Origin of the sequence: Cellulomonas sp. RIT-PI-Y (genome assembly GCF_025642745.1) — a bacterium.
GTDB lineage: Bacteria > Actinomycetota > Actinomycetes > Actinomycetales > Cellulomonadaceae > Cellulomonas.
Window position 1 is genome coordinate 1 of sequence record NZ_JANZKP010000079.1, and the last position, 11448, is coordinate 11448.

The window sequence follows — 11448 nt, forward strand, 5'->3', positions numbered from 1 at the left end:
CGGTGGCGACCGGTTCCCAGGCCGGGAGCAGGCCGCCGTACTGGCCGGAGTAGTTGAGGTCCGGGATGGTCACGCCACGGGCGGTGGTGCCGGGCACCTGGACCCGGACGGCGGTGGCGGTGACCGGGTCGAAGTCCACGGCGGTGGTGCGGTCCAGGAAGGCGCCGTCGACGGCGCCGACCTGCTGCCACTCGCCGTCGGCGGTCCGGACGCTGACCGTGTACGCCCGGACCCCGGCCGTACAGCACCGGATCCCGGCGGAGGTGACGGTCACCCGGCTGATCTCCGCCGGCCGGGTCAGCGCGACCTCGACCCACGGGCTGGTGTCCGGCCCGTCGGCGGTGCGGGCACCGGCCTGCCAAGGGGTGGCCTGCGCACCCTCGGCGGAGATCAGGACCTGCGGGTCGACACCGGCGGAGGAGGACACCGTGACCGTGCCCCCGGCCAGCAGGTCGGTGGCGGGCAGCAGGGGCTCGTCGGCGGTGACCGCCAGCGCCGTGTCGGCGGTCAGGTAGACCGGCGATCCGGTGACCGGCAGGTCGACGCCCTCCGGTCCGACCTCCAGAGTGCTGGTGCCGCCGTAGAGGTCGGTCACCGTGGCGGTGGTGGCACGCTCGGCGGAGAGGGTGACGGTGGTGCTCGCGTCGGCGGCCCACAGCGCGAGCAGCGGGTCCCCGGCGCCCGGATCGTCCCCGGCGGTGGACGACGCGCCCGTGCCCGCCGGGTACGACAGCGCCGTCACGGCACCGTCCCCGGTGTCGATCGTCTCCGGAGCGCTCCGGCCGGCCAGCATCCGGTCCACCGTCGCCATCGCCAGGGCGCCCGGCTTCACGAACGAGCCGACCTGCACCAGCGACCAGGAGAACCCGCCCTCGCCCCAGCCGCCCTCGCTGAAGAAGTAGGTCCACTCGTCGACCCCGAGGGTGGTCATCAGCATCCGGGTCCGGGCCACGTCCTCCGCCTGCTGCCAGTGGTTCGCCGGGCCGTCCGACCACCAGCCGGACTCGGTGTCCCAGATCGCCTTGCCCGCGCAGGAGGGGTCGGCGGCCAGGGCATCGCGCAGAGCGGTGATCTGCCCGATCGGACCGTCGGAGCCCTCCTCCTGCCAGGAGCGGTTGAAGCCGGTGTACGGGTGGATGCCGACCATGTCGAGGTCCGCGCAGCCCCCCGCGGCGATCAGCTGCTGGTACCAGCCGACCACGACGTTGAGCGCGTTGCCACCGATCACCCGGGCGGCCGGATCGGCGGCGCGGACCCCGGCGGCGAACGGTGCCAGCACCTGGCGGGCGTACTCCCCGCCGTCGCCGAAGCCGGTGTTGTTCGGTTCGTTCCACGGTGCCCACAGGTGCACCGACGGGACCGCCTGGACGATGACCCGGACCCAGTCGCCCCAGGTCCCGGCGGTGATCGCGGCCTGCTCGGCCTCGCCGCCCTGTCCGACCTGGACGTAGAGCTGGACGCCGGTGCGGGCGGCCTCGGCGGCGGCCTCGGCCAGCCCCTCCGGCAGGGCGTCGAGGTTCAGGGCGGCGGCGCTCGCGGGTGCGGCCGGGGTCGGCACCAGGTCCCCGAAGTTCAGCTGCACCCGGTGGCTGCCGATCCCGAGCTGGGCCGCGAGCTGCACCCCGCGCAGCGGGCCGGCGCCACCCCAGTCCGCCCCGTCGGCGAGCCCGGCCGGGTCCAGCGTCGCGCCCGGCGCGCCCACCGCGTAGCGCAGGCAGGTCGCGGTGCGGACCTCCCCGGTGGCACGCTCGACCAGTTCGGCGTGCACCTCGTACGGGCCGGGGTCCGCGGCGGGCAGCTCGAGCGGCACGGAGTCGCCGTCCGCCGGGAGGTCGACAATGCCCTCGGTGCTCCCGGTGGTCAGGGTCGGATCACCGGTGACCCGGTAGCGCAGCTGGTAGTCGTCGGCGGAACCGCTCCAGCCCGCGGCGACGTCGAAGCGGACCACCGGATCGTCACCGGGCGGGAAGTAGTCGTCCTCCGCGTCGGTGCTCAGACCCAGGCCGTAGCCCAGGGAGTCCATCGTCGACGCGTGGTTCAGGTCCCAGATCACGGGCGCGTCCAGCAGCAGCTCCAGCTGGTCGTCGGCGACGCGGTCGAGCTGGAAGCCGCCGTCCTCCGCGGGGGAGACGTACAGCAGCCCGGCGTCGGTGCGCACCACCGGGGTCAAGTCCGCGAAGGTGAACGTCGACCCCTGGCCCTCGCCGGACAGGGCGATCCGCCGCCACACGCCGTCCGGCCCGACCTCGACCAGGCGCCAGGTGGGCCCGGCCAGCAGCATCCCGCCGTCGGCCGCGGTCACCACGCCGGTCGGGTGGTCCAGGGTGGCGGCCCGGCCGTTCGACGACTCGGTGTTCAGCAGACCGGTGATCGTCACTCCGGCCGTGCCGTCGGCGTCGTACCGGGTGAGCGAGATCGTCGACGACTGGTCGCTCTCGGCGTCGCTCATCACGGCCAGGCCGCCGTCGTCCAACGGGTAGTAACGGGGGTACCAGTCGACCTCGATCGCCGGTCCGTCCGGGTCGACCGAGCCGTCCGCACGCAGGAGGGCGAGGCGGTCGGAGCCGGTGAAGGCGACCGCGGCCAGCGCGTCGGTGCCCGCGGACCAGCCGATCACCGCCCGGACGTCCCCACGGTCCAGATCGGACACCGTCCAGGTGCTCCGCGACCCGGAGACCGGCCATCCGGTGATCGTCCCCGGGTCGGAGGAGGCGGCGAGGACGGTCCCGTCCGCGGTCAGCGCGAAGCTGCCGGCCTCGCCCACGTCGACCGCGTCGACGATCGCCCCGTCCGCGGTCCACCGGTCCACGGTGCCGTCGGTCAGCGTCGCGACGTAGTCGTCAGTGGCCGCCATCGACCCGGGCACCGCGTCCAGCGCGGACACCAGGGTGTCGATCCGGGCCACCGGGGCGTCCGTGGCCAGGGAGGCGTAGCGGTCCGGATCGGCGACCCCGCACACCTGCGCGCCGAAGTCCCCCGCGGCGGGCTCCGCTGCGGCCGCACCGCCCCCGGGCCCGCTCTGTCCCTGCCAGATCACCACGCCGGTCCCGGCCAGCAGCGCGGCGACGAGTCCGACCGACCCGGCGACCGTGCCCCATCGCCGTGCGGGGGTCGGTCGCCGGGTCGCGGGGTGGACCGGCGCAGGGGGAGCCAGCCGTTCCACCGGATCGGGGGTGGTCATGTCAGATCACGTCCGCGAAGCCGCGTTCCATCTTCGAGAACACCAGGGTCCCGGCGACGAACACCCCGAGCGAGACCGCGACGGCGGCGATCATCTGCCAGGGTGCGGGCTGGGCGAGACCGAGCAGCGACCAGCGGAAGCCCTCCAGGATCCAGGTCAGCGGGTTGATGTCGAACAGCCAGCGGATGTTCTCCCCGACCGAGTTCAGCGAGTAGGCCAGCGGGCTGGCGTACAGCAGCGTCTGCATCGCGAACGGCACCACGTAGGCCACGTCGCGGAACTGCACCATCAGCGCCGAGCACAGCAGGCCGATGCCGGAGCCGAGCAGGATCACCAGCAGGATCCAGCCCGGCAGCGCCAGCACCGCCCAGCCGGGGTTGATCCCGTAGGCGATCAGCAGCACGACCATCAGGGCGGCGGCGACCAGGAAGTCCACCAGCACGCTGAGCACCGCGGACAGCGGTACCAGCATCCGGGGGAAGAACACCTTGGACACCAGCGCCTGGTTGTTCACCAGCGAGGGCGCGGACCGGGTGACGATGCCGTTGAACAGCGTCCAGGCCAGCATCCCGGCGAACGAGAACACGAAGTAGGGCACGCCGTCGCTGGACAGGTCGGCGATCTGCCCGAACACGACGGAGAAGATGCCCGCGCTCAGCAGCGGCTGCAGCACCACCCAGATCACGCCGAGCGCGGTCTGCCGGTAGCGCAGTTTGAGGTCGCGGATGCCGAACCGGGTGAAGACCTCCCGGGCCTCCCACAGTTCGCGCCAGCCGGGCAACGGGAGCCGGCCCGGGGGCGTGATGGTGATCGTGCGCGACGCCATAGCGGTCACCGCCTCTCGTAGTCGAAGTCGGCGAGCACGAGGCCGTTGTCCAGGCCCTCGTCGGAGACCGCCTGCGGGTAGGGCAGCACCGGGTGGATCTCGAACCGGCCCGCACCCTCGAAGGAGTCCAGGACTCCGGAGCTGCACACGAACAGGTCGACGGAGTACTCCCCGGGCTTGAGCCAGGGTTCCTTGATGGTCAGCGCGACCTTCTGCTCGGTGCCCGGGTCCAGCCAGAGGCCGGTGACCCGGGAGTCGCACTGCAGGATGGTGCTGCCGTTGCGGTCGTTGATGTGCGCGGAGACGAAGTACTTGCCGATGTAGTCCGGGTTGGACGACACGGTGAACTCGATCGTCTTCGGTTCGACGGTGCGGTACAGCGGGGAGGAGATCTCCACCGAGGTGATCCGCAGCTCGCCGGTGCCCGGACGACGGTCGATGTCGGTCTGGCTCATCGAGGCCCGGTCGCGGCTGGTCTGGTAGAGCTCGATCGCGTCGTCGACCTCGCCGTGGTACATGAGCGTGCCGTGCTCCAGGTAGAGCGCGGTGGTGCACAGCGCCTTGACGGTCTGGATCTGGTGCGAGACGTACAGCACCGTCCGCCCCTCGGCGGCGACCGCGCGCATCCGCTCGATGCACTTGGCCTGGAACTCCGCGTCACCGACCGCGAGCACCTCGTCGATGGCCAGGATCTCGGTGTCCAGGTGCGCGGCGACCGCGAAGGCCAGCCGCACGTACATGCCGGAGGAGTAGCGCTTGACCGGGGTGTCCAGGAACTTCTCCACCCCGGAGAACGCCACGATCTCGTCGAAGCGGCGCTGGATCTCCGCCTTGCGCATCCCGAGCAGCGTGCCGTTCAGGAAGACGTTCTCCCGTCCGGTCAGCTCCGGGTGGAAGCCGGTGCCGACCTCCAGCAGGGAACCGACCCTGCCACCGATCTCGATCCGGCCCTTGGTGGGTGCGGCCACCCGGGTGAGCAGCTTGAGCAGCGTCGACTTCCCGGCGCCGTTGCGACCCAGGATGCCGACCGCGGAGCCCCAGGGGAGCTCGAAGTCCAGGTCGTCCAGCGCCCGGAACTCCTCGAACTGGGCCCGGCTCAGCGGGTGCCGCAGCCGGTGGAGCATCGCCTCGGCGGCGGTGGACGGCTGATCGTCGGTGGTGGCGATCTTGTAGTACTTGCTCACCCCCGCCGCGCGGATCGCAGGTGTGGTCGTCTCCGTCATGAGCGGCTCTCCAAGGCGTCGGCGTACAGCCGTTCGTAGGCGTCGGCCACCGCGCTCAGCGAGAACACGCGGGACCGTTCCAGTCCGGCGGCGGTCAGGCGTGCACGGCGGTCGGGGTCGGTGAGGACGGCGGTCAGGGCCGTCCCCAAATCGGGCAGCTCGGCCAGCACCGCGGCGCGGCCGTCGTCGGAGACGTAGCGCGCGCCGACGTTCGGGGTGGCGACCACCGGCAGCCCGGAGGCCATCGCCTCCGCGTAGGGGATGCCGAAGCCCTCGTAGGAGGAGGGCAGGCAGAACACCCAGGCCCGGCGGTAGGCCTCGGCCAGCTCGTCGTCGGACAGCCGGCCCAGAATCCTGACACCGTCGCCCGCTGTGCCCGCAGCCCCGTCCGGCACGTCGCGGCTCACCAGCCACAGCTCGGCGTCCGGGACGGCGGGCCGGACCACGGTCCGGAACTGCTCGGCCAGCTCGCGGCCGCGCTTGCGTCCGTGCCAGGTCCCGACGAACAGGATCACCGGGTGGTCGGCGCGGGTGGCGTCCCGGGCGGTGAACCGCGACATGTCCACTCCGTTCGGCACCACCGCGTGCGAGCGCGGCACCCACCGGCGGGTCTGCGGGGACACCACCACCACCCGGTCGGCGACCAGCGCGGCCAGCACCTCGCTCATCCCGAGCAGGGTCATCCGCAGCTTCTCCTTCAGACCATGGATGTGCCGGGCCTCCTCGAAGCAGCTGCCGTGCACGGTGCGCAGGTGGGCGCGGGTCCGGCGGCGCCAGAGCCAGTAGTCGTCGCCGTGCGCGTGCAGCACGTCGTAGGAGCTGAAGTCCTCGCGGCGCAGCGCGGTGGCGAACCGGAAGGTGCGCAGGCTGCCGGACATGCGCACGTGCCGGTGCCCGTAGGACGCGCCGGGGACCGGCGGGCAGTCCGAGAACACGTCGACGGTGTGTCCGCGCCGGGCCAGCTCGGAGGCCAGCTCGTGCACCTGGAACCCGACGCCGATCTTGGAGCCGGAGGGCAGGTAGTAGCTGATCATCGCGATCCGCAACGGACGGGTGGTCGTGCCGCCGCCCGCGGTCGGCTGGACCTCGGTGTCAGCCACGGGACACCTCCAACTGCGGGGCGTGCGCGCGCAGGCCGGTGCGCAGCGCGTCCAGCCAACCGCGGCCGAACTCCTGATCCGGCTCCAGGTAGTTGCCCTCGGCCCACTCGTTCCATGACTTCACCCAGAGCAGCCGTTCCTGCGCGGGCCGGTCGGCCAGCGTCGCGGCGGCCTGCTCCACGTGCCGGGCGAAGACCTCCGGCGTCGACCCGGTGATCGCCAGACCGCGGCGCCCCGAGCGCGGGGTGTTGTCCCAGTTCGGGTAGACCACCGGCTGCAACCGGTCGCTGATCCCGGACGGCAGGCCGCCGAAGTCGGCCGCGTGCGGGTAGATCTCCGGGCGGTGCAGCAGCTTGCGACCCGCCCGCATCCGCAGCACGTCCCGTGGCGAGCGCCGGGCCGGGATCCGCATGTACGCCCCGGAGTCGAACCCGGCCGCGTCCACGTCCACGAACCGCGGACCGGCGCCGAGCAGGTCCGAGACCTCAGCCACCAGGTACAGCCCGGGCAGCCCGGCCTTGCGGGCCATCGCCTGCCAGCGGTCGACCCAGGCGGCCGGGTCCGGCAGCTCCTCGGGACGGAAGACGTAGAACACCGGCCGGTCGTCCACCCGCAGGTAGCGGTCGTCCCGGAACGCGGGCAGCACGGTGTCGAAGTGCGCCTGGTCGTCCTCGGGGCCTGGGTAGGTCTGCTCCAGCAGGACCTTGTCCGCCGCGCCGTGCCAGATCCCGGACCAGGTCTGGTTCGCCCACGCCAGGGCGAATCCCGTCGACGGCTCCCGGCTCGCCAGCACCTCGGCGAACGGGCGCTCCAGGATCCGCTTGCCGCGACCGAACCAGTAGTGCCAGTACACGAAGGCCTCGATGCCGTACTCCTGCGCCAGCTCGCCCTGGGCGTGCCGGGTCTCCGGGACCCGCAGGTCGTAGAACCCCAGGTCGGCGGGCAGATGCGGCTGCACGTGGCGCCGGAACAGCGGCCGGGCCTTGACCGTGTTGGTCCACTCGGTGAAGCCGGGTCCCCACCACTGGTCGTTCTCCGGGACCGGGTGGAACTGCGGCAGGTAGAAGGCCAGGGCACGGGTCATGCGATAGCCCTCTGGTCCTCGCGCAGCCGGTCCACCAGGCGCCCGGCGGGCAGCTCGACGTCGTCGTAGGTCAACGTCGCGTCCTTCGGCACGTCCCGGACCAGCACGCAGCCCTCAGCGACCCCGACCGGCAGCAGCCGCTCGGTCCGGGTCACGTCGGCCCGCTCGGCCTGGCCGTAGTAGTGGTACCCGCCCAGGGCGTCCAGCACGGTGCCGGCGGTCAGATCGGTCTTGGCGGTGGTCACGACCTCCACCGACGGCGCGCCGAGCGGCCGGATGGTGGCGTCTCCGAGCAGCGCGGCCCGGGCGATCGTGGTCGGCACCTCGAAGTGGCAGAGGTGGTAGGGCTGGTAGAACGAGTAGAGCGGCCCGGTGCCGAGCTTGTACAGCTCCAGGTAGTGCCGCTGCTTCGGGTCGTCGTGGGTGGCCAGGATATAGACGCCCGGACCCGGCTTGGCGCCGACCACGTAGTCCACCGCACCGCCCAGCGCGCGCAGCTCGTCCACGTCGTAGCGCGTGGTGAGCTCGTCGACGTGCCCGTCGTGGTCCCGGCCGAGCATGCCGCGGCGGTGCACGGACATCCCGGTCGCGTTCGCCACCAGCGCCTGCTCCACCGACACCTTGGTGCCGTCCGCGAAGGAGGTCACCATGTGCGGGTCCTGGCCCCAGCGCTCCGCGAACGCCTGCTGGGTGGTCGGGGTGCGGTACTCGTCCTGCAGCCCCTTGATGTTCCCGGCGACCAGCGGGGTCAGCCCCAGGCCGGTGACGAACCGGTGCAGGTTCATCTGCACGCCGGGCTGGTCCCCGTCGCAGCCGGTGTAGACGACGCCCGCCTTGTCGGCGAGCCGGGCCAGCTCCGGGCCGACCGTCGCGTCGACCTCCGCGTTCATCAGCACCAGGTGCTTGCCGTGCTCGAAGCAGTCCAGCGCCACCCGGGCGCCGTACTCGACCGCACCGGTCACGTCCACCACCACGTCCACCACGTCGGACTGCACGGCGACCAGGTGGTCCTGGGTCACGGCGGGCAGGGTGGCCCGGTCGAGGGCGGCGGCGGAGTCGACGTGGCTGACCCGGTCGATCCCGGCCTCCGCGAACGCCCGCACCCCCTGCTCGGGACGACGGGCGACGATCACCGTCACCTCCATGCCCGGGGTGGAGTGCACGATCTGGTTCACCAGTCCGCGGCCCATGAAGCCGGCGCCGACCAGCGCCACCCGGATCGGGCGGCCCGATCGATGGCGCTCGGTCAGCAGGGAGTCGACGAGGATCACCGGACGGCTCCCTGCATCAGCGGGGCGGCGGCGTCCTTGGCCGAGATCACCGACACCGGCAGCGGCCACTGGATGCCGAACAGCGGGTCGTCCCAGCGGAACGACTGCTCGCCCTCGGGCGCGTAGGGGCCGCTGACCTGGTACGACACCTCGGTGTCGTCCACCAGCGTCTGGTAGCCGTGCGCCACGTAGGGCGGGATGAACAGGGCGCGGTGGTTGTCCGCGGTCAGCTCGACCAGCACATGCTCACCGAAGGTCGGCGACCCGGGCCGCACGTCCACGGCCACGTCGACGATCGCGCCGCGGGTGCAGCGCACCAGCTTGCCCTCGGCATAGGGCGGCACCTGCCGGTGCAGACCCCGCAGGGTGCCGGCGGCGTGGTTGAACGACAGATTGCCCTGCGCCACGGCGGTGTCCAGCCCGTGGGCGGCGAACTCGGTCACGTCGAACGTCCGGGCGAAGAAGCCCCGGTCGTCCTCGCGCAGCTCCAGCTCGACCAGCTGCACGCCGGTCACGGCGGTCGGGGTGTACTTCACGGGGTCACCGTCCAGAACAGGTCGGGGTCGAGCTGCCCGGTCTTGAGCAGGTGTTCGATCTGCGCCAGCCGGGTGTGCCCGCGACCGGTGAAGGTCGCGTCGTCCAGCTGGATCTGCTGGAAGACGGTGTGCAGCTGCCGCGCGCCCGACGCGGCGTCCCAGTCGGTGTCGAAGCCGGGCAGCACCCGGCGGATCTTGGCGAAGGACACCCGGTAGGAGCGGTTGTCCGCGCTCGGGTCGCCGAAGCTGACCTCGCAGCCGGGGAACTCCGCGCCCACGGTCTCCGCGATCTGGCGCACGGTGTAGTTGTTGGCGTCCGACCCGACGTTCAGCACCTGGGTGTGGATCGCCTCGCGCGGTGCGGCCAGCACGGCCCGGATCGCCTTGGCGATGTCCAGCCCGTGCACCAGCGGCCGCCACGGGGTGCCGTCCGAGGTCATCGCGATCCGGTGCGTGGTCCAGGCCAGTCCGGCCAGGTTGTTCAGCACGATGTCGAACCGCTGCCGGGGCGAGGCGCCGAAGGCGGTGGCGTTGCGCAGGAAGGTGGGGGAGAACGCGTCGTCGGCCAGTGCGGTGACGTCCCGCTCCACCAGCGCCTTGCACCGGGCGTAGGCGGTCTGCGGGTCGACCGGGCTGGTCTCGTCGACGGTGCCGTCCGCCACCCCGTAGACCGAGCAGGACGACATGTAGACGAACCGCTGCACCCCGGCGGCCTTGGCGGCGGCGGCCAGCGTCACCGAGCCCTCGTGGTTGATCCGGTAGGTGACCTCGCCGAGCAGGTCGCCGATCGGGTCGTTGCTCAGCTCCGCCATGTGCACCACCGCGTCGTAGCCGAGCAGGTCGGCCGGCGTGATGTCGCGGATGTCCTTCACGAGCGTCCGCGGGATCGCGGGCACCCCGTGGTAGAGCCAGCCCTCGGCGTAGTAGCCGGTGTCCAGGCCGGTGACGTCGTGGCCCTCGGCCATCAGCGTCGGGGCGAGCAGGCTGCCGAGGTAACCCCCGGTGCCGGTGACGAGGATGCGCACCTCAGTCCTCCCAGATCTTCCACGGTGCCCGGCCGGTGTCCCACAGGCCGTTCAGTTCGGTCCAGTCCCGGAAGGTGTCCATCCCCATCCAGAATCCTTCGTGCTCGAAGACCGACAGCTGCCGGTCCCGGGCGAGCTGCTGCAGCGGGATGCTCTCGAGCATCACCGCCGGGTCGTCGTCCAGGTACTTGTCCACGAACTCGCGCTCGAAGACGAAGAACCCGCCGTTCACCCAGCCGTCCGCGAGGGTCGGCTTCTCGTTGAACTCGACGACGGTCTCCCCGTCCACCCGCATCTCGCCGTAGCGGCTGGACGGGTGCACGCCGGTCAGGGTGCCGAGCAGGCCGTTCTTCTGGTGATGGGCCAGGACGCCGGTGATGTCCACGTCGCCGATGCCGTCGCCGTAGGTCAGCGCGAACCGGTCGGCGTCCAGGTGCTCCGCCACCCGGCGGATGCGCGCGGCGGTGGCCGTGGTCAGCCCGGTCTCGACGAAGGTGATTTCCCAGTCCTCGGTGCCCGAGGTCTGGTGGAAGACCGGCTGCTCGTCGCCGCCCAGGCGCAGCGTGAAGTCGCTGGTCAGATGGCGGTAGTCGAGGAAGTACTGCTTGATCAGGTCGCTCTTGTACCCGAGCGCCAGCACGAACCGGCGGAAGCCGTGCTCGCTGTAGGTCTTCATGATGTGCCAGAGGATCGGCCGGCCGCCGATGTCCACCAGCGGCTTGGGCAGCTTCTCCGACGCCTCACGCAGTCGGGTGCCCATCCCGCCGCAGAGGATCACCACGGGGATGTCGGCCGGGGCGAGGGTGCTCATGGCTGCTCCTGGGTCCGGGACTGGGGATGGGGTGTCGAGCCGTCTGCGAGGAGGCTAGCCCGGGCATTTCGTCCCAAACAGGTTCCAACGGGTGAAAACGGACAATGGGGACGGATCGGGCGGCGGGTCGTCACGTGAAGCCGCAGGTCACGCGGGTCGGGGCGGCCCGATGGTCGACTCGGCTCTCGCGTGAGGGTTCCGCCATCCGGGGGAGTGGCCACCGCCGCGCCGCCGGCCTGCATCGCCGTCCCGCCCTGCTGTCACCTCGCCACCGCACGAGCTCTGCACGGCCCGTCGCACCGGTCGCCCCGCCATCGCCCGGTCGTTGGACCGCCCGCTCGGTCGTTGCAGCGCCACCGCTAGGTCGTTGCACCGCCATCACACGGGCCGT

Annotated in this window: 9 protein-coding genes; all 9 read right to left on the reverse strand. The window is 71.9% G+C overall.

Annotation, left to right across the window (positions count from 1 at the left end; genetic code table 11):
- Positions 1-3181: discoidin domain-containing protein (locus OGL89_RS16300; protein WP_263121225.1), on the reverse strand; the 3181-nt coding region annotated here is incomplete at its 3' end.
- Position 3182: 1 nt separating this feature from the next.
- Positions 3183-4007, reverse strand: a complete 825-nt coding sequence (locus OGL89_RS16305) for an ABC transporter permease (RefSeq protein WP_263121226.1) — start codon at positions 4005-4007, stop codon at positions 3183-3185.
- Between the two features lie 5 nt (positions 4008-4012).
- Complete coding sequence (locus OGL89_RS16310; protein WP_263121227.1) at positions 4013-5230, reverse strand: ABC transporter ATP-binding protein; 1218 nt, start codon at positions 5228-5230, stop codon at positions 4013-4015.
- Entirely contained in the window at positions 5227-6330 is a 1104-nt protein-coding gene (locus OGL89_RS16315; RefSeq protein WP_263121228.1) for a glycosyltransferase family 4 protein, read from the reverse strand. The genes OGL89_RS16310 and OGL89_RS16315 overlap by 4 nt, the downstream gene beginning before the upstream one ends.
- On the reverse strand, positions 6323-7414 hold the full coding sequence (locus OGL89_RS16320) for a glycoside hydrolase family 99-like domain-containing protein (protein WP_263121229.1): 1092 nt from the start codon (positions 7412-7414) through the stop codon (positions 6323-6325). Before OGL89_RS16320 ends, OGL89_RS16315 begins: the two co-directional genes overlap by 8 nt.
- Entirely contained in the window at positions 7411-8685 is a 1275-nt protein-coding gene (locus OGL89_RS16325; RefSeq protein ID WP_263121230.1) for a Gfo/Idh/MocA family oxidoreductase, read from the reverse strand. Before OGL89_RS16325 ends, OGL89_RS16320 begins: the two co-directional genes overlap by 4 nt.
- Positions 8682-9221: a dTDP-4-dehydrorhamnose 3,5-epimerase gene (gene rfbC / locus OGL89_RS16330; RefSeq protein ID WP_263121231.1), complete on the reverse strand. Its 540-nt coding sequence runs from the start codon at positions 9219-9221 to the stop codon at positions 8682-8684. The genes OGL89_RS16325 and rfbC overlap by 4 nt, the downstream gene beginning before the upstream one ends.
- Positions 9218-10246, reverse strand: a complete 1029-nt coding sequence (locus OGL89_RS16335) for an SDR family oxidoreductase (protein WP_263121232.1) — start codon at positions 10244-10246, stop codon at positions 9218-9220. The genes rfbC and OGL89_RS16335 overlap by 4 nt, the downstream gene beginning before the upstream one ends.
- Position 10247: 1 nt before the next feature.
- A complete protein-coding gene (gene rfbF, locus OGL89_RS16340; RefSeq protein WP_263121233.1) occupies positions 10248-11057 on the reverse strand; it encodes a glucose-1-phosphate cytidylyltransferase in 810 nt (269 codons plus the stop codon).
- Positions 11058-11448: the final 391 nt, after the last annotated feature.